Consider the following 19833-nt stretch of genomic DNA (forward strand, 5'->3'; position numbering starts at 1 on the left):
TTATATTTATTTTAATATCTGTACAAACCTGCATTGCTGCACTATCCATGCAGCCTGTTTCTCAAGACTGGCGGACAAAAAACGGATGATATTTCGCGTTGGAAATACCATCCGGTCTGTCATATTATTTATCCTTTTTTAATATGTTTATGTGTAAACAGATGCTCCTGACAATATTCGTAATTGCCATCACACTTTGAGCAGAAACGGAACTCTAAATTCGGATCATCAAGCTCTGTCCTGCCGCAGATGGCACACTTATGCTTGGTAATACCGGAACCCGGTCTTGGCTCTCTCATCTGGGACTTGAACTGCTGTCTCCTGTGTATTTCATGCGGCGAATACCGTTTGAAATTACGTGTTGAGAAGAAGAAAATGATAAAGTTGAGCAGTGACATAAAAATAGCCACACGCCCTGCCCAGCCACTGACAACAAACTCATAAAGTGTCAGTACCGCATATACAATTGCCATCCATTTCATCTTGATCGGGATAATAAAGTAAAGCATCACCTGCATATCCGGATACATCACTGCGAATGCAAGGAAAATGGACATATTGATATAATTTGTGGAAAATCCCGATGCAATCGAATAAGATATCTGCGCTGCTAACGCCGGCATCTGTGAAATTACAGAAGCATTCATTGAATAATAAATACCGTACAGGACAAATGCACCGATCACAGTAAATATCATACCGCCGAAAATGTAAACATTAAACCGGAAAGTTCCCCAGGTACGTTCAAGTGCCATACCAAGCTGATAATAAAATAATGCCATGATCAATAAGAAGATCAGGTTTGACTCTGTTGGCATAAATACCCATGTTACCAGTCTCCAGATCTGTCCATGTAAAATATGATATGGACTGAGTGTCAGATAGCTTAAAATACCTGGTGATACAGTTCCAAACACATAACCGACCGTATATGCCCCGATCAGCCAGATGATAAGGTTTGGAACTGCATAACGGCCAATTTTTCGTTCTAATTTATTTAACCAGTTCATCGGATAAACCCTAACCTTTCTTTGAAAACACTACTTTTTTCAGTATATCCGTATGCCTGTGCTTTGTCAATCCGGGCGGATTTTATTCATAAAAAGTTTATATTTTTCCCTGATTTGCACATTGTGTTTTGTAATATCATGTCGTATAATGTACTTTGCTTGGCGTTTGCCGGCATTCTTTTTAATAAGAAGAAACAGCTGATTTTTATATATTTTATCCGGAATTTTTCCCGGAATTACTGACTGGAGGAAATTATGGAAAATAATACGCTTCACAAACTCGGAATTGATATCGGTTCTACTACCGTAAAGGTTGCCGTACTCGATGAGCATGACAACCTGCTTTTTTCCGATTATGAAAGACACTTTGCCAATATCAGAGAAACTCTTTCTGCCCTGATCCAGAAAGCATTTGACCAGCTTGGTGACAGGAAGGTTGCTCCAATGATCACCGGTTCGGGTGGACTTACACTTGCAAAACATTTAGATGTTCCTTTCGTACAGGAAGTTATCTCTGTATCTACTGCCTTACAGCACTATGCTCCGCAGACAGATGTTGCGATCGAGCTTGGTGGTGAGGATGCAAAGATCATCTATTTTGAAGGCGGTAATGTAGAACAGCGTATGAACGGTATCTGTGCCGGCGGTACAGGTTCTTTTATTGACCAGATGGCTTCCCTGATCCAGACAGATGCCTCCGGTTTGAATGAATATGCGAAAAATTACAAGGCGATCTATCCAATTGCAGCCCGCTGCGGTGTTTTTGCCAAAACAGACATCCAGCCTCTGATCAATGAAGGTGCCACAAGAGAAGATCTTTCTGCCTCTATTTTCCAGGCAGTCGTCAACCAGACGATCAGTGGTCTTGCCTGCGGTAAACCGATCCGTGGCCACGTTGCATTCCTTGGTGGTCCGCTCCACTTTTTATCTGAGTTAAAAGCTGCATTTATCCGCACTTTAAACTTAGATGATGAGCATGCGATCACCCCGGACAATTCACACCTTTATGCGGCGATCGGTTCTGCCTTAAACTGTAAACCGGAACAGAACACCACACTTTCTTCCATGCTTGGGAAATTAAACTCTGATATACATATGGAATTCGAAGTGGCACGTCTTGATCCGTTATTCAAGGATCAGGCAGAATATGATACCTTCCGTGCCCGCCATGACGGACACAATGTTAAAACAGGTGACCTTTCCACCTATGAGGGTAACTGTTATCTCGGTATCGACGCCGGTTCCACCACAACTAAAATTGCTCTCGTCGGTGAGGACGGCTCTTTACTGTATTCATTTTACAGCAACAACAACGGAAGTCCTCTTTCCACTGCGATCCGTTCCATTAAAGAGATCTACGAAAAACTCCCGGCAAATGCACATATCGTACACTCCTGTTCTACCGGCTACGGCGAAGCTCTCTTAAAAGCTGCGCTGATGTTAGACGACGGTGAAGTAGAAACAGTAGCCCATTACTATGCAGCAGCATTTTTTGATCCTGAGGTAGACTGTATCTTAGACATCGGTGGTCAGGATATGAAATGTATCAAGATCAAAAATCAGACCGTAGACAGTGTACAGTTAAATGAGGCATGTTCTTCCGGCTGTGGTTCTTTCATCGAGACATTTGCAAAATCCCTGAACTATTCCGTACAGGATTTCGCAAAAGAAGCTCTGTTTGCCAAAAATCCGATTGATCTTGGAACCCGCTGTACCGTATTTATGAATTCAAAAGTAAAACAGGCACAGAAAGAAGGTGCTTCCGTAGCAGATATCTCTGCCGGACTTGCTTACTCAGTCATTAAAAATGCATTATTCAAGGTTATCAAACTCTCCGACGCAAGTGAGCTCGGAAAAAACATCGTCGTACAGGGCGGTACCTTTTATAATGATGCAGTACTCCGCAGTTTTGAAAAGATTTCCGGCTGCGAATGCGTCCGCCCGGATATCGCAGGTATCATGGGTGCTTTCGGTGCTGCTCTCATCGCAAGAGAGCGCCATGAAGCGGACTATCAGACAACAATGCTCTCCATCGACGAGATCAATGCACTGACTTTCGATACCAAACTTGCAAGATGTCAGGGCTGTACCAACCACTGTCTGCTGACGATCAACCGTTTCTCCGGAAACCGTCAGTATATCACCGGAAACCGCTGTGAGCGTGGTGTCGGAGGCGTAAAAAACAAAGAAAATATTCCGAACTTATTTGAATACAAGAATAAACGCTTATTCGACTATCCTTCCCTGAAACCGGAAGAAGCCCCTCGCGGTACGGTAGGTATTCCGAGAGTTTTAAATATGTATGAGAATTTCCCATTCTGGGCTACATTTTTCAAAAAACTTGGTTTTTCTGTTGTGCTGTCCCCACAGTCAACAAGAAAAATTTATGAACTCGGCATCGACTCGATTCCAAGTGAATCTGAGTGTTATCCGGCAAAACTTGCACATGGACATGTGACCTGGCTGATCCATCAGAATGTAGACTTTATTTTCTACCCATGTGTACCTTATGAGCGCAATGAATTTCCGGATTCCAACAACCATTATAACTGCCCGATCGTAACTTCCTACGCAGAGAATATCAAAAACAACGTAGAAGATATCACTTCCGGCAAGGTACGTTTTTATAATCCATTCATGGCATTTACCAGCGAAGAAACTTTATCTTCCCAGCTTGTAAAAACCTTTGGTGCACCGGAATTTGCAATCCCGGAATCTGAGATCCGTGACGCTGTTTCTGAAGGATACAAAGAACTTGCTGTTGTTCGCATGGAAATGCAGAAAAAGGGTGAAGAAGTCTTAGATTATATGGAAAAGACCGGAAAACGCGGTATCGTGTTAGCCGGCCGTCCATACCATGTTGACCCTGAGATCAATCATGGTATACCGGAACTGATCAATTCCTACGGCATTGCAGTGCTGACGGAAGATTCCGTTTCCCATCTGCATCAGGTAGAGCGCCCACTGATCGTTATGGATCAGTGGATGTATCATTCCCGTCTGTATGCAGCCGCAAACTTTGTAAAAACCAGGGATGATCTTGATCTGATCCAGTTGAACTCTTTCGGCTGTGGCTTAGATGCCGTTACCACCGATGCAGTCAATGATATTCTTACAAAATCGGGGAAGATCTACACCTGCTTAAAGATCGATGAAGTTAATAACTTAGGTGCTGCGAGAATCCGTATCCGTTCTCTGCTCTCTGCCATTCGTGTCCGTGAGAAGAAACAGACCAAACGGACGATCGTTCTTTCCAACTATAACAGAGTTGTATTTACGGAAGAGATGCGCAAAAATTATACGATCCTCTGTCCGCAGATGTCACCGATCCATTTTGAACTTTTAGAGCCTGCCTTCTGTGCAGCCGGTTATAACCTTGTCGTACCGGATGTTCCAAGCCGTACCTGCGTGGATGTCGGATTAAAATATGTAAACAATGATGCCTGTTATCCGTCGCTGATCGTTGTAGGACAGCTTATGAGTGCCGTCATGTCCGGCAATTATGATATGAATAAAACTGCCATCCTGATCTCACAGACCGGTGGTGGCTGCCGCGCCAGCAATTATATCGGTTTCATCCGCCGGGCACTTGAAAAAGCAGGATATCCGAATGTACCGGTTATCTCTATCAACTTAAGCGGTCTTGAGAGCAATCCTGGATTTAAGCTGACCCCTTCACTGATCCAGCATGGACTGTATGCGTTAGAGTTTGGCGATATTTTCCTTCGCTGCCTGTACCGCACACGCCCTTACGAAGCAGTAAAAGGCTCTGCAGATGCTCTGCACGAAAAATGGAAAAAAGAAGTTATTTCCTTTGTCACACAGGATAAACTGTTATCCCACCGCAAGTTTAAGCAGATGTGCCGTCAGATCATCCGTGATTTTGACAACCTTGACCGCTTAGACATCAAAAAACCCCGTGTCGGAGTTGTCGGTGAGATCCTTGTAAAATTCCATCCTGCCGCAAATAACGATCTGGTCGGACTGTTAGAGTCCGAAGGTGCAGAAGCTGTCGTACCGGATCTGACTGATTTCCTGCTTTACTGTTTCTATAACACCGGATTTAAAACTGACAACCTTGGCTTCAGCAAAAAATCCAAGAGAATCGGACGTCTTGGCATCAACTTCTTTGAATGGCTCAGAAGTGCCGCCAGAGACGAATTTGAAAAAAGTAAACACTTTGATCCACCTGCCCACATCGATGATCTTGCAAAATATGCAAGAGATATCGTATCGGAAGGTAATCAGACCGGCGAAGGCTGGTTCTTAACCGGTGAGATGATGGAACTGATCCACAGCGGTACGCCAAACATCGTCTGCACACAGCCATTTGCCTGCCTGCCGAACCATGTCGTTGGAAAAGGTGTTATCAAAGAACTCCGTCACCGCTTCCCGGAATCAAATATCGTCGCCATCGACTACGATCCGGGTGCAAGTGAAGTAAACCAGTTGAACCGTATCAAACTGATGCTTTCCACTGCAAATAAAAACCTTGCAAAACAGTCTTTGTAAGCTAAAATAACCTTTCAACTGTTGTTTCTGACAGCCGCCCTTCTGGTGCGGCTGTTTTTCTTTCTAAATGACACGAACATTATTTCCACACAGCATAATATATCCGGTTCTGCTCCACCGGTTGTGAAAAATCTGCCTCATATCCATTGTCATCCTGCCAGCCGGCAAAATCTCTTGTTTCCTCTACCGGGACTGCCGGTGCGGTGATCGTATCTCCTTCCATAATACAATACTGCTTATAACAGGTATCACTATCTGCATCCTTGTAAAACTGTACATAATATTTCTGCACAGCTACAGACTGCAGCCTGTCTGCCAATACAGTCCGACTGCATGTAACCGTTCCTTTTTTTCCATTTGGGTGTATAAACTCTCTATCTGCTTCAATGGAAAATAGTCCTTTTTCCTTATCAGCTCCCATGATTCGCATTACAATACCCGTCTGGGCATCCATTCCCTTTACGAGCTGTTCCGTTACATCTGCTGTAAATTCTCTGTTATCTGCTACATCATACGTCTGTTTTATCTTTGCATTACAAAGCGTACCCTCTATAGCTGCAGGCAGCTGGTTTTCCAATTCTGCCGCATAATTCATACGGCCAGTTACTGTTAATATTATCAGAATCGTTATTGCTCCAATTGTGATCCCAATTATCATCATTATCATATTTTTCACTTTTCCCACCCTTCATCTGAGTCATGATCTATTTACCGGTATACTTACTGCTGCATATCGGACTCTGTTTTCATGATCTGCAGCCATCACATTTAATTCATACACACCGGACTCCTGAAAATCCAGTTCATTTTCCAGTATTGTTCCATCCGGTGAAATAACTTTTAGCAGGCAGACCTGCAGCTCATTTCCAGCATAATCCCATGCCTTTACAATATCTGTCAATTCATATTGTCCAGTTTCCAGATATCCTGTCTCGACTGTCACAAAATAAGGCGGTGATTTCTGTGATTCCTCACAAAATGTTTCAAAATCTGCCGGACTTTCTGTCTGCATCTCCGTATGATCAGATACGATCTTCAAAATCCCCCTGTTACCGTTTTCATCCATCACATCTTGAAAAATAAGACACAATAATCCAACCAGAATTACTGCCTGAAAAATTGTTTTTCCATACACTTTGATCACTTCATACATATCCATCTCCTCTAACTGCCACAGGTACAAATCAAAAACTGCCGCACAAATTCGTAAATAACTCCACCATGCCCCATATTTTCATACCAGAATCCAATAAGAAAAAATGTCCCGGCAATTGCCAGAAATCCGCTTCCAAATTCCTCTATGATGTCTTCCATAGTCTTTTCCTTTCCTTCTTTCAGAAAGATGATACATAATTTAAAACTTCATAAAACATCCGTATCACTGCACTTCCTGCCAATATTCCCAAAAAAGCTCCACCAAATTTTTCCACGATTATCATCATACTAAAATCCATCACCTCGCGATCGCATATGTAATATTTTCTTCAGAAATTCCCAGTATCGGTATGCGGTAATGATATGTTAACGCAACCTGTGATGCATTCATATTCTGCCATGCATCATAGATACATTCTGAAATTGTTAGTTCGTATCCGTCCTGCGCCGCCTTTTTTTTACAGGCATCAATAACAACCGGGTTAAAATTGCTGTTCTCCAGTTCTGCAACCACCTGCGACTTATACTCTTTTGCAGCCGCAATCTGCCCGCCCGCTCCGATCAGACCTGTGCACACAAAAATATTTATCATCAATATAAATAAAATACCAAATGCCCCAATTACCTGCTTCATTTCATCACACCTCCCATACTTCCAAGCATTTGAAACATCATTGTCATTCCGATTGTCAGATCGATCAGCAATTTTACAGTTGCCGCTATAACCGGATATGAAAATATCATTTTCTGACCAAATGCAATTTTCCCATTTCGGATTTCTTCTGCCCTGTTCTGCATCTCATTTACATGTAAGATCAGATGATTTATCTGCGTCACTGCATCCCCGGTTCCCATTTCCGCAACAGCATGTAACATTTTCATGCAATTTTGGGCTTCCGGTACGTCAAATTCTCTACAAAAATCTGTATATGCACTTAGTTTTTCCGGTGTTTTTTCTAACCGTTCTTCCAGACATTCAATCTCATATTTTAATACCTGTGGTGCGCTGTTTTTTGATTTTTCAATAGAAATCTGTACATTATTATTCTGCAGCAGCAACGCAAGTTCCATAAACCATCCTGGAAGTGCCAGATAAACAGCCTCCGTCACATCTCTTTTTGCAATCTTAAAACCCACTTTGTGCTGCATAGCCAAAAAAAGTGTAACTGGAAATAACAGTCCGGCAAGCAATATTTTTCCATGCAAAAAAGCTGTAAACATGACACCTGCTACCGGCAATGTCCATAATACGCTTTTTCTTTTTTCCTTTTTTTCATCATAATGATACACAAGCTCGCAGCTTGAGCTGATATCATTTCTCTGCTCCTTTTCCTCTGCTGCCAGCCAGTCATTTGTCAGATTCCTTGAGCTTTTTACAAATACCCATAATAAGAAAAGAAGAAATACAAGTGACGAAACCTGAATGATTTTTACATCAAATATATTAAAACATGTTTTCACCGCAAAAAGATCTTTCATGGAATCTAATACATATAATGCTGTCGCACAGAGAATGACCGATACGATCACAGAAATAATGTTGTCCGTATGGCTTTTTTTCTTTTCTGCCTGAAGCTGATATCCTCTGCGTTTCCACAATTCAATATCCTCTAAAAGAATCAGTGCAGATTCGTTCATTTCTCCCCCATGTTCCTCTGCATTGATAAGAAGTTCGTGGACCATTTTTATCTTTGGACACTGATACTGACTCTCAAGCGGTTCTAATGCCTCTTTAAAAATGTTTTCACCTATGGCAAATTCTCCAAATTCCAGTTTCAGAATCACCTGCTCGATACAGGAACGCATCTTCCCTTCTTCAAATATTTCTCTGGTTTCCTTTAGTGCACTCAATATTTTTCCACTTTTCTGAAATGCATATAACATCTGCTCCATATATTCCGCAGCATCCGCAAACCGCTTCTGCTCATACATTTTACGGTACATATCAAGCACCAGTATCGGAAGCATTGCTAAAACAGCTGCCAACGCAGCCACAACACCGCCCGTCTTAAGTTGAAAAACGACTCCGACGCCAAATACTCCCGCCAATGCCATAAAAATCATCATCGTATGCTCTTTCCACGAAAAATGATATCCATACATATCTACCTTTTTCTGTAGATTTTTCGGATTCCAAAAAGTAAACATCCCCATCATACGTCCTCCTCTCTCTTTATCTTCCCTCTCTAAGATACCTGTCAAAGTGTCTGCATACAAAAGGTTCGTCCACACCCGCTTCATTAAATCTTTTCTGAATATCTAACGGTATTTTTCCGGATACCAGCGCTCCATCTTCAACGATCATATAAATCTTATTTTCCGCATTTTCTCTCGAAAAAAAACAAAGCTGGTCAATATAACGCCTTACCTTTCCATCTGAAGATTCGGTTTTGCGGATCAGAACTGCTACATTCACATAACGGTAGATGCGGTTCTCCATGCGCTGTGCATCATTAACATTATTCATCATGTTCAATATCCTGTCCGGCAATTTTCTTACATCATCCAGATGTATCGTCGTAAATCCATGAACACCGGTACTCCACTGTTCTAACAGTGAAGTTACTTCCACAGAACGCGCCTCGGAAAGCATCAGCCAGCTTGGGTTCTGACGCAGGGAAGCCTTGATCGCATCTGTATAATCAAATCCCTTTCCAACACGAAGCTCCACCGCATCTGCCCCTGGATTGATATTCGTATAATGAATTTCTAATGAATCTTCTATGGTAATAACACGTTCTTCCTTTCTGATAAACTGCATAAAAAATTTTGCACTTTCTGTCTTACCTGCACCCGGTTCTCCACCAAAAACAAAATTCATCCCCGCTTGCACACAATTCAGCAGTAAATGTAATACCTTCTGTTCACAATATTTTTGATCGAGCAGTTCTTTTAAAGTGTTTCTTACAAAACACGGGGATTTACGGATACAGATGCTGATCCCTGATATCGCGGCAGACTCATGAATAATACTGATTCTAAGTTCTTTGGTATCCGCTTCTAATATTTTATTTGCATTATTAAACTGTTTATTGATACAGTTTGAGATACTGTGTGTAAACGTACTGATAAATGCTTCCGGTATCTCCTCATCTGCACAATATCTTCCCTGTTCCAAATCTGTGATCCATAATTTTTTCCCGTTATAATCCACATCCGTCACTTCCGGTCTGCTCAAATACTTCCAGAATATTCCGAACTGTTCCGGTGTAGGTTCAACAATAACTTTTTCACTCATTGTTCTCTCCATTTTTCAGAGGACTTTCCCGCATAAAAGAAAAGTCCTCTTTTTCTTTCATTGCACCAGTAACTTCTCCCCTATAAAATTTTTATGGGCGAAGCGCATTCATATTATTAAAAAAGCCTGTGAGTGTATTCTTAAATTCTGTCGCAACATACCCATCCGACGAAAGTGCTGCCACAATGATCGCCCCCAATGCCAGTAATACGATTACTGCAAGAATTGCATTTCCGTAGTGTTTCATTACCTGTTCCATAATAGAATCCTCCATTTTCAATTTTTTCGATCTGTTTTCTGAGAAGAAACAGATTTGATCCCATTTCTTCAAAAAAAATTTTATTACGTTCTGTTTCTGATTTCTGTTTCCACAGCCTGATAAAGTTATCCATTTTTCCCTGCTGTGACACCCATTCCAGTTCTCCGTTTTGCGGAATATATCCTATCTGCTCCGGTGCAATGCGATATGTATGTACCATGTCATTTTTCATCTGCCTTGCATAAAACGCATACCCTTCTATCAGATAAAGAACTTTCTTTTGCTTTCTCGCAAAATCACGTATCATATCCTCCCATTCACTCGGATATGACTGCATACCAGCTACTATAATATCCGCTTTTTTTAAACTGTTCTGTGTCTTTTTGTCTCTTCCATATCCACAATCCGCCAAAAGAATCTTTTCTTTTCCGCCGGAAAAGATACACTGCCAGCCATTTTCCCGCTGTACTAAAACGTTACATGCCGGCCTGCTCTTTGCCAAAAGGCATGCCATTACAGCCATGATTTCTGTTGTATGGAATGACTTGTCCATTCCCCAGAATGCTATTTTTACTGACATACTGCCTCCATTTTCTGATTCGAAAAAAAGTGCAGAATATCCTTCCAACAGCCTCCGTTACGAAATATTGCTCTGTGAAATAAACTGATAACTTTTGATTGTAAAAAGATGGAAATATCTGTCTGATTTCCAATGATACGGCTGGTCATACCGCCGCAAAAATGTCTGACGCTTCGTTCATCCTGTTTCAAAACCGCTCCAATCTCCTCAATGAATAGAACGATCTCAGATGCTTCACGCAAACCCGATAAAAAGATAGTGATATCATACTTCATTTTATTATATTTGTAAATACCTGATTTCAATTTTTTCTTTTCTTTTAACAATATATCATTTATAATTGTGCATGGGTAATACCCATGGAGATCGGATAATATCCGATTGATGCTATCTTTAAATATTTACAATATGATCTGGAGGAGTTCATGAAAGAGTTTGTAATTGTTACCGATACAACCACTGATTTACCAAGAGACTACGTTGAAAAACATCACTTATACATGATGTCCCTTCCTTACACACTAGAGGGTACATCCTACACCTGGGAAAAACCAATGCCTGTCAAAGATTTTTATGATAAAATGCGTGCCGGCTCCCTGCCGACCACCTCACAGGCAAATCCCGAAGAAGCTGCCCTGCTGTATGAATCCATCCTGAAAGATAATGATGTGGATATTCTCCATATTGCATTTTCTTCCGGTCTCAGCGGAAGTTTCAACAGCTGCCGTATCGCGGCAGCAGATGTCTGTGAAAAATATCCGGATCACCGGATCGTAGTTGTTGATTCGCTTGCCGCAACCTTAGGTCAGGGTCTGCTTGTCTATAAAGCAGTCCAGTTAAAAGAAGCAGGAAAAAGTTTAGATGAGGTTGCTGCCTGGGTAGAAGAAAATAAATATCATCTCGTACATAATTTTACCGTCGATGATCTTTTCCATCTGCATCGCGGCGGACGGCTTTCTAAAACAGCCGCGATCGTCGGTACGATGATCAATTTAAAACCAGTACTTCATGTCGATGATGAAGGACACCTTGTCATGTTGAGCAAAGTACGCGGACGTAAAAAATCACTGATCGGACTTGTCGACTGCATGGAAAAACAACTCGGTGACTGGAAAGATAAAAATGATATCATCTTCATCAGCCATGGAGACTGCCCGGAAGACGCACAGTTTGTCGCTGATCTGATCAAAGAACGTTTCGGATATGAGAATTTTATGATCGACTATATCGGTGCTACGATCGGTGCACATTCCGGTCCTGGCACGGTTGCACTTTTTTATCTGGGAGATCACCGTTAATCACACTGATCATATATATAAACTTTACAAACATATGTTTCAGGCAAAAAAGGAGCTGTAAAAAAACTCCCCTAACAAAAAAATCTCCCAGACAGCGAGGTCAATGGCATTAAGTTAAGAGAATCTCACATCACATGAAATGTGGTGTGGGATTTTTTATGAGAAAAAGTATTGACAACACTAAGATTCTGGTCAGGAATCCTTTTCCCTTCACGCTCTTTCTCCTCCGTTTTCATAAACTTATTCTGTTTAAAATAAATCATAATATTTCATGGTTTCTGCATTCCGATACTCATGTTTTTCATAATATCCGATTAATTTTCCTTCATCTCTAAGCGCCACCATATATACATCTTTATTCTGCTTCTCATTATGAAAAGTATATACAATATTATGGCTTTCATCCGCTGCAAACCAGTCGATCACCTGCTGTATCTTTTCTCCGGATTCCGGATTGTGACAACACAACAGACTTTTTCCTATCAGCTTATCTCCACCATGTTTTGAATAATTCTGTACTGCTGCCGGATTCATATATATGATCTCATGACTGAGATTACATATAACAACCGAAGCCCTGTCCTGATCCACAATGCTTTTAAAATAACTGATATCTATTTTGTCATAATTTTTTGTTTTATCGCTCATTTTATTTCAACACCTTCCTTATCTGTTTGTCTGATGCAACCGGATAAATTTCATGCATATGATCTGCAATCTGCCTCCACGAATCTCCCGGATCATCCTTGTAGCATGATGTCACATAATCGTATCCATATATATGTTCAATCGAAGAATACACAGCAACATCCCATCCATACTCCACACCTTTCTTATTTACCCGCTTTCTGAAATCACAGTTGCAAAGATAAGTCTGCATCATAAGATTTGTGATGGCGCCATCAAATCCCTTTTCCCCATCCTTACCAAAGCCAGCCTGTTTTTTCAGTATATTAGAATATATTTCTGCATCTTCCTTATCCTCAATAAAATTATCCATTATCTTCTTATACTTGTTTGGTGCTTTGCCATCCTCATATAGTGCATCAAAATCATATCCATCACGACGATAATTTGCAAATACAGGCAGCCATTTTTTTGATATAAAACCAGCTTTTCTGTCAAAAAACTTGCCATAAACTATGTCATGTTTTCTTGCAATGACTGCTCTCCACATCCATGGATCTTTTTCGGATACATCACTCCACCAATATTCTGGCACAGTTCTTTCTTCCAGAGAAAAACCTGGAATATCATTTTTGAATAAAGGAAGAAAACCGACCTCATTGATATATTCCATTGCTTCATCTACCGTATGTATACACTCCGGATCATCCCAGTCTACACCGTACATGATCCATTCACCTGATTCATTTCCCATCTTATCTCCATTCTTGTACTGTCCTGTATTTCTCTTTCACAACTTTACAAACCAATTCAAAAATCAGCTACAGGTAAAATTCCTTACGTCTTAAAGATGTATATGGCTTTTTATTGCGGATTCTCTGTGATTCTCTTATGTCAATATCAGTATAAATGATCTGCTCAGTATCATCCGCTTTTTCAATAACTGTTCCTTCCGGTGAGACAACTATGGATTTCCTGTTCAAACATCTCCATTGGTTCCTGTCCGGTATTTACCGTCGGAATCAGGATCAGTTCAGATATTTGAATAACCTTTACCACTCCTGAAATCCGCATACTTTCGCCGACTCATACACTGGTTTTAATATATTACGCAGTCAACGGTTCATCATACGCTTCCCACCTTGGAAGTTTGTTCCCCCCTATAACCGATCATGCGATCCGCTTTCTCTTTGGATTTCTTCTACCGGATAAAATGAGTCCACACATGTTCTTCCGTTTTTGGAAGTCCAAACTGTTCTTTTCCAAGTACAATGCTCTTCATAAGAAATGTCATATTTCTTGCAAGCACACGCATCGTCTGTTTCCCCTCTTCATCTGCTTCTGCTTCTCCCTGACCTCTTCCATGGATGGAATTCCAGTACTGACTTGATGCGATCGGCATATTTGTTATCGTAAAATATTTATTTAATTCATCAAACGTAGCGGAACATCCACCACGTCTGGCACATACGACACTTGCTCCCACCTTCATGGTTTTATCAAAAGATGTACTGTAAAAAAGTCTGTCTAAAACTGCAATTAAAGTTGCATTTGCTGATGCATAATAAACAGGACTTGCGATTACAAGACCATCCGCCTCTTCAAATTTAGGTGCCAGCTCATTTACCACATCATCAAAAACACATTTTCCAAGCTCCGCACAGCGATTGCAGGCAATACAGCCTCTTACAGCTTTGTTGCCAACCTGCACGATTTCCGCATTTATGCCCTCTTCCTCAAAAACCTTTTTCATTTCACCAAGTGCTATCGATGTATTTCCATTTGTTCTCGGACTTCCGTTAATCATTAATACTTTCACTTCAAATCTTCCCTTCTTTTCGGATTTTCTGCCGGATAATTTCTAAAATAACTTTATCACTTACCTATTATATATGTCAAATTCCCTTAAAATGAAATCAGCAGTTACAATCAGCAGAATTCTCCATCAACTTTTCTTGATTTGTGAAATTGTTAATGTTATCATAAATGAAAACAATGATAACAGGAGATATATTATTATGGAGAATAAAGCATTAGAGATGCACAGACAGTGGAACGGTAAATTAGAGACCGTTGCCAAATCAAAAGTAAAAAGCCGCGAAGATCTTGCGATTGCTTATACACCAGGTGTTGCAGAACCTTGTAAAGTCATTGCCAAAGACCCTGAGGCAGCCTATACATACACAATGAAAGCAAACACCGTTGCTGTTGTTTCCGACGGAAGCGCAGTACTAGGGCTTGGAAATATCGGTGCATACGCAGCAATGCCTGTTATGGAGGGTAAATGTGTATTATTCAAGGAGTTCGGCAATGTCAACGCCGTTCCGATCTGCTTAGACACACAGGATACCGAAGAGATCATCGCTACCGTGAAAAACATTGCACCGGCATTCGGCGGTATCAACTTAGAGGATATCTCCGCACCACGCTGCTTTGAGATTGAGGAACGTTTAAAAGAAATGCTCGACATTCCGGTATTTCATGACGACCAGCACGGTACTGCCATCGTAGTACTTGCAGGTATCATCAATGCATTAAAGGTGACCGGCAAGAAAAAAGAGGACTGCCGCGTCGTTGTAAACGGTGCTGGATCTGCTGGCGTTGCCATCACAAAATTACTTTTAACATACGGTTTTAAAAATGTGATCATGTGTGACCGTGAGGGCATCATCGGAAAAGATTATCCGAATTTAAACTGGATGCAGCAGAAAATGACCGAAGTAACAAACCTTGCAAATGAGCATGGAACACTTGCCGATGCATTAAAAGGTGCTGATATTTTTGTTGGTGTTTCCGCACCAAACATTGTAACACCGGAGATGGTATCTTCCATGAATCACGATTCCATCCTGTTTGCAATGGCAAACCCGGTACCGGAGATCATGCCGGACGTTGCAAAAGCAGCCGGTGCACGCGTGGTCGGAACCGGAAGAAGTGACTTCCCGAATCAGGTCAACAACGTTGTCGCATTCCCTGGTATCTTCAAAGGCGCCTTAGAGGGACGTGCCACACAGATCACGGAAGAAATGAAACTTGCCGCCGCAGAAGCGATCGCAGGTCTTGTTTCCGAGGATCAGTTATGTGACGAATTTATCATGCCGGAGGCTTTTGACCCGCGTGTCGCAGAAGTTGTAAGCGAAGCTGTCAAATCCCATATCAAATGATGATCTGGGGCGACAAACGGTATCATTCTTTAGATTATGAATTAAAACAGACTTTCGGGGAAAAGGTCTACCGCCTTTCCTTAAACGGCGGTATGACCTGTCCAAACCGCGACGGTACTCTGGGGAATCACGGCTGCATTTTCTGCAGCGCTGGCGGTTCCGGGGATTTTGCTGCCGCGCCTGACTTGTCTGTTCATGCGCAGATTCTTTCCGCCAAAAAACGGATTCAGGCAAAAACAGGCTGTAAAAAGTTCATCGCTTATTTTCAGGCATATACCAATACCTATGCACCTGTAGAATACTTAAGACAGATTTTTACGGAAGCCATTGAAGAGCCGGATGTCGCAGCATTATCCATTGCAACCCGCTGTGACTGTCTGGCTCCGGATATCTTAGATCTGCTTGATAAGTTAAACCACAGGAAACCGGTCTGGATAGAACTTGGGCTTCAGACCATCCACGATACAACACTGCAGGCAATCCGAAGCGGTTTTACCCTCTCTCAGTTTGAGCAGGCAGTAAATGCCCTGCATGAAAGAAACATTCCGGTCATTACCCATCTGATCTTAGGTCTTCCGGGTGAGACAAAAGAGGATATGCTCTGTTCCGTCCGTTATGTTGGCAGTCTTCCGATCACCGGAATAAAACTCCAGCTTCTTCATATATTGAAAGGAACCGATCTTGGGACTGCCTATATGGCAGATCCGTTTCCACTTTTTACACTGGAAGAATACTGTGACCTGATTGCAGACTGCATTGCACTGCTGCCGCCGGAAATTGTGATCCACCGGCTCACAGGAGATGGTCCGCGCAGTCTTTTGATCGCACCTTTATGGAGTACAGATAAAAAGAGAGTTTTAAACACGATACAGAAATGTCTGCGTGAGCGTGATCTCTGGCAGGGGAAAAATATCTGATTATAAAGAAAGAGGGCATCTAATATTATGGCAGAACCATTCACGATCTATAAACTGACAATTTTAAATATGCTGGATAAAGTGGATTTTCCATTGACAAACACACAGATATCTAATTTCTTTTTAGAGCAGGATTATACGGATTATTTTCGTGTCCAACAGGTATTAAGTGACCTTGAGGATGCCAGCCTGATACATGCAGAATCCACTCACAGCAATACGCAGTATACCATTACTGCTGCCGGAAAAGAAACGCTTGGTTTTTTCAAAGATAAGATCACGCCTGCAATCGAACGCGACACCACTGCATTCTTAGAAAAAAATAAATTAGAGCTGCGCAGCGTCAACTCCATACTTGCGGACTATTACAAAACACCAAATCAGGATTATGCTGCACGCTGCCAGTTTCGTGTACACGATACCAATCTGATCGACCTGACTCTCACCGTAAAAACAAGGGAACAGGCGCAGGCGATCTGTGATAACTGGAAAAAACAAAATGAAGACGTCTATGCATATCTCATGGATCTTCTTTTAAAATAATAGATCGGACGCCTGGCAGACTTTCTATTATTACAAATAACAGAACATGATACGCTGACAGCAATGTTATCATCTCTTCTTAACAAATTACTCAGAAATGGAGTTTTTCTATGGCAAAACAATATTTTAAACCCGGCAACATGCTCTATCCGCTGCCTGCCGTTATGGTAAGCTGCCAGTATCCTGCCGGAAAAGAAGATGTACTCTGTACCAATCCAGATCTTGCCGGAAAACCAAATATCATCACCGTAGCATGGGCAGGAACCATATGTACCAATCCACCGATGTTGTCGATCTCTGTACGCCCGGAGCGCTACTCTTACCATATGATCGAAACTTCCGGCGAGTTTGTTGTAAATCTGACAACGGAGCAGTTAGTCCGCGCAACTGATTTTTGCGGTGTCCGCTCCGGAAAAGACATTGATAAATTCAAAGAAATGCATTTGACACCGCTCCCTTCGAAGGAGATTTCTGCACCGGGCATCGCAGAAAGTCCTGTCAATATCGAATGTAAGGTTCGGGAGATAAAACCGCTCGGAAGCCACACCATGTTTCTTGCTGATGTGGTGAATGTCACCGTAGATGATGCATTTTTTGATGAGAAAAATACATTTCACCTCAATGACACCGGACTTGTTACCTACTCCCATGGTGCCTACTTTTTACTCGGCAAAAAACTTGGCACTTTTGGATACAGTGTCGCAAAAAAGAAAGCAAAGAAACGGAAATAACCTCCGTTTCTTTGCTTTTTTTATTCTGTCAAGATACTGATACATCTATTGCATTTTATTTTCTCTTACATATATCTGCTGTTTAACAGATCATTTTTTGCAAGCTCAATGGCTTTTTCCACCGTTCCCTGCTCAAATGGATTCATCAGATGTGCGTAGCGCAGTGTCTCTAAATAGCTCATGCTGCCACCACATTTACAGAGATTTAAATAATCTTTCCATGCATCCTCATGATCTTTTCTGTCCTTGGTTTTAAACTCCATCGCTCCCATTGTCGTCAAAGTATAGTTGATATAATAGAATGGATAGAGATAAATATGCAGTTTATGATACCAGTAACCGCCACGGTCAAAGAAATCATCTGCCTCATATTTTCTCCAAGGCATATAAGTTTCTTCCAACTTCTTCCATGCAAGCGTGCGCTCCTTCGGTGTCATATCCGGGTTGCTGTAACAGATATGCTGGAATTCATCTACGGCTACGCCAAACGGTACAAATGTCAGGGCATCCTGCAAGTGTGCAAAACGATATTTATCTGCCTGCTCTCCGAAGAATTTTTCTGCATATGGATAAGCAAATTGTTCCATTGCCATGGAATGAATTTCTGCAATATCCGTTGACTCACTGTAATATGCAGCGATCGGCTGGCTGCGCATTGCCATATATCCTGCAAACGCATGACCTAACTCGTGTGACAGTACCTGCATATCAAAGATCGTCTGATTGAAACAGGAAAATACAAACGGTGCTTTGTAGCGGTCAAGGGATGTCATATATCCGGTGGATGCCTTGCCCGGTTTGTTTTTTAAGTCCATCAGCTCATGGTCGATCATAAAGTCAATGAATTCTCCTGTCTCAGGGCTTAATTCATGATACATTTTTCTCGCCTGATCCACCATGAAATCATCATCCCCTGCCGGAACTGCATTGCCATCCGGGAATACACGTTTTTCATCGTAAAACATTAATGTATCCACACCAAGACGTTTCTTCTGTGCCTCATATAATTTTTCACAGAAAGGAACTAACACGGTACGCACCTGCTCGCGGAAAGCAGCCACTTCCTCCATGCCGTAATCAGTACGTCCCTGCTGCATATAGCCAACCGGGATGAAATTCTCATAGCCAAGATTTTTTCCCATCTGTGTGCGGATTTTAATCAGTTCATCCCAGATTTCTTCGAGACGTTTTTCATTGCCATGATAAAAATCGGAGTATGCCTTCACAGCAGCCTTTCGTACTTCACGATCCTCATGTTCAAAATACTTCTGTACCCCGTACAGGTTTAACGTTTTTCCGTCAAACGGGATTGCTGCGGTTGCCATCATTTTTTCATATTCCTTGCACAGTCTTGACTCCTGCTGCATCAGTGGGATGTTTTCCTCACAGAATGTCTTTTTCTGCAGATCCATCTGTGCAAAATACTGCTTTCCGTACTCCTTTTCAATATCCCCGCGGAACTTTGATTCCATCAGTGCATCATTCATCGCCAGAAGTTTTGGCATAACTGTCGGCACCATATCATTGATATACGCATCTTCTTTTTCATAAAATTCGTCTGTCGTATCTAAGGTATGGCGGATAGATGCGATCGTGCAGTCCGTCGAAAAATTTTTCGACATCTCCTCCATCTGCTCCATATATCCTTTTAATTCTTCATAGGATGCTGCATTTTTGATTTTTTGTGTGATCTCCTCTGCAAATGCACCTACTTTTTCAAAATCTGGTCTTTTATATTCCAGTGTGCTGAATTTAAAATCTTCCATGTTTCATTTTGTCCTTTCTTCCTGCATTTCTAT

Annotated in this window: 20 protein-coding genes; 6 read left to right on the forward strand and 14 right to left on the reverse strand. The window is 41.7% G+C overall.

Annotated features, from left to right (window positions below):
- Positions 1 to 128 precede the first annotated feature (128 nt).
- A complete protein-coding gene (locus H8S51_RS12945; protein WP_117919608.1) occupies positions 129 to 1010 on the reverse strand; it encodes a rhomboid family intramembrane serine protease in 882 nt (293 codons plus the stop codon).
- A 255-nt stretch (positions 1011 to 1265) separates the two neighbouring features.
- Here H8S51_RS12945 and H8S51_RS12950 point away from each other — a divergent pair, with 255 nt between their 5' ends.
- Positions 1266 to 5522, forward strand: a complete 4257-nt coding sequence (locus tag H8S51_RS12950; RefSeq protein ID WP_186899109.1) for a 2-hydroxyacyl-CoA dehydratase — start codon at positions 1266 to 1268, stop codon at positions 5520 to 5522.
- A 79-nt stretch (positions 5523 to 5601) separates the two neighbouring features.
- Here the strand turns inward: H8S51_RS12950 and H8S51_RS12955 are convergent, their stop codons facing one another.
- The 8 genes from H8S51_RS12955 to H8S51_RS12990 form a co-directional block, all read right to left on the reverse strand.
- Positions 5602 to 6189, reverse strand: a complete 588-nt coding sequence (locus tag H8S51_RS12955; RefSeq protein WP_117919700.1) for a hypothetical protein — start codon at positions 6187 to 6189, stop codon at positions 5602 to 5604.
- 30 nt (positions 6190 to 6219) lie between these two features.
- Positions 6220 to 6675, reverse strand: coding sequence for a hypothetical protein (locus tag H8S51_RS12960; RefSeq protein ID WP_117919604.1), 456 nt, complete (start codon positions 6673 to 6675; stop codon positions 6220 to 6222).
- Positions 6676 to 6686: 11 nt separating this feature from the next.
- Positions 6687 to 6836 carry a hypothetical protein gene (locus H8S51_RS12965; protein WP_186899108.1) on the reverse strand — a complete coding sequence of 50 codons (150 nt, stop codon included), beginning with the start codon at positions 6834 to 6836 and terminating at the stop codon, positions 6687 to 6689.
- A gap of 139 nt (positions 6837 to 6975) precedes the next feature.
- On the reverse strand, positions 6976 to 7311 hold the full coding sequence (locus H8S51_RS12970; RefSeq protein ID WP_117919602.1) for a hypothetical protein: 336 nt from the start codon (positions 7309 to 7311) through the stop codon (positions 6976 to 6978).
- A complete protein-coding gene (locus H8S51_RS12975; RefSeq protein WP_241070713.1) occupies positions 7308 to 8918 on the reverse strand; it encodes a hypothetical protein in 1611 nt (536 codons plus the stop codon). Before H8S51_RS12975 ends, H8S51_RS12970 begins: the two co-directional genes overlap by 4 nt.
- Positions 8851 to 9915 carry an ATPase, T2SS/T4P/T4SS family gene (locus H8S51_RS12980; RefSeq protein WP_186899107.1) on the reverse strand — a complete coding sequence of 355 codons (1065 nt, stop codon included), beginning with the start codon at positions 9913 to 9915 and terminating at the stop codon, positions 8851 to 8853. The genes H8S51_RS12975 and H8S51_RS12980 overlap by 68 nt, the downstream gene beginning before the upstream one ends.
- Before the next feature lie 140 nt (positions 9916 to 10055).
- Positions 10056 to 10754: a hypothetical protein gene (locus tag H8S51_RS12985; protein WP_241070714.1), complete on the reverse strand. Its 699-nt coding sequence runs from the start codon at positions 10752 to 10754 to the stop codon at positions 10056 to 10058.
- Complete coding sequence (locus H8S51_RS12990; protein ID WP_147345376.1) at positions 10745 to 10945, reverse strand: hypothetical protein; 201 nt, start codon at positions 10943 to 10945, stop codon at positions 10745 to 10747. The genes H8S51_RS12985 and H8S51_RS12990 overlap by 10 nt, the downstream gene beginning before the upstream one ends.
- 234 nt (positions 10946 to 11179) lie before the next feature.
- On the opposite strand from H8S51_RS12990, the gene H8S51_RS12995 reads away from it, so the two are divergent.
- A complete protein-coding gene (locus H8S51_RS12995) occupies positions 11180 to 12052 on the forward strand; it encodes a DegV family protein (protein WP_186899105.1) in 873 nt (290 codons plus the stop codon).
- A gap of 249 nt (positions 12053 to 12301) precedes the next feature.
- On the opposite strand, the gene H8S51_RS13000 is transcribed toward H8S51_RS12995, so the two are convergent.
- The 4 genes from H8S51_RS13000 to H8S51_RS13015 all read right to left on the reverse strand — a co-directional run bounded on the left by H8S51_RS13000 (position 12302) and on the right by H8S51_RS13015 (position 14486).
- Positions 12302 to 12700: a PAS domain-containing protein gene (locus H8S51_RS13000; RefSeq protein WP_117919593.1), complete on the reverse strand. Its 399-nt coding sequence runs from the start codon at positions 12698 to 12700 to the stop codon at positions 12302 to 12304.
- 1 nt (position 12701) lies between these two features.
- On the reverse strand, positions 12702 to 13433 hold the full coding sequence (locus H8S51_RS13005; RefSeq protein WP_186899104.1) for an AlkZ-related protein: 732 nt from the start codon (positions 13431 to 13433) through the stop codon (positions 12702 to 12704).
- Between the two features lie 67 nt (positions 13434 to 13500).
- Positions 13501 to 13662, reverse strand: a complete 162-nt coding sequence (locus H8S51_RS13010; RefSeq protein ID WP_241070715.1) for a hypothetical protein — start codon at positions 13660 to 13662, stop codon at positions 13501 to 13503.
- A 218-nt stretch (positions 13663 to 13880) separates the two neighbouring features.
- Positions 13881 to 14486: a flavodoxin family protein gene (locus H8S51_RS13015; protein ID WP_186899172.1), complete on the reverse strand. Its 606-nt coding sequence runs from the start codon at positions 14484 to 14486 to the stop codon at positions 13881 to 13883.
- 211 nt (positions 14487 to 14697) lie between these two features.
- Here H8S51_RS13015 and H8S51_RS13020 point away from each other — a divergent pair, with 211 nt between their 5' ends.
- The 4 genes from H8S51_RS13020 (at position 14698) to H8S51_RS13035 (ending at position 18034) form a co-directional block, all read left to right on the forward strand.
- Positions 14698 to 15843: an NAD(P)-dependent malic enzyme gene (locus H8S51_RS13020; RefSeq protein ID WP_118209194.1), complete on the forward strand. Its 1146-nt coding sequence runs from the start codon at positions 14698 to 14700 to the stop codon at positions 15841 to 15843.
- Complete coding sequence (locus tag H8S51_RS13025; protein WP_186899103.1) at positions 15840 to 16760, forward strand: TIGR01212 family radical SAM protein; 921 nt, start codon at positions 15840 to 15842, stop codon at positions 16758 to 16760. Before H8S51_RS13020 ends, H8S51_RS13025 begins: the two co-directional genes overlap by 4 nt.
- A gap of 27 nt (positions 16761 to 16787) precedes the next feature.
- Entirely contained in the window at positions 16788 to 17303 is a 516-nt protein-coding gene (locus H8S51_RS13030) for a DUF4364 family protein (protein ID WP_186899102.1), read from the forward strand.
- Positions 17304 to 17413: 110 nt separating this feature from the next.
- Positions 17414 to 18034, forward strand: a complete 621-nt coding sequence (locus H8S51_RS13035) for a flavin reductase family protein (protein ID WP_117919586.1) — start codon at positions 17414 to 17416, stop codon at positions 18032 to 18034.
- Between the two features lie 65 nt (positions 18035 to 18099).
- Here H8S51_RS13035 and H8S51_RS13040 read toward each other — a convergent pair whose 3' ends face one another.
- The gene (locus tag H8S51_RS13040; protein ID WP_186899101.1) at positions 18100 to 19800 is read right to left on the reverse strand and encodes a M3 family oligoendopeptidase; all 1701 of its coding nucleotides are present in this window, start codon (positions 19798 to 19800) and stop codon (positions 18100 to 18102) included.
- Between the last annotated feature and the right edge of the window lie 33 nt (positions 19801 to 19833).

The sequence above is a fragment of the Roseburia rectibacter genome (assembly GCF_014287515.2).
Lineage (GTDB): Bacteria > Bacillota > Clostridia > Lachnospirales > Lachnospiraceae > Roseburia > Roseburia rectibacter.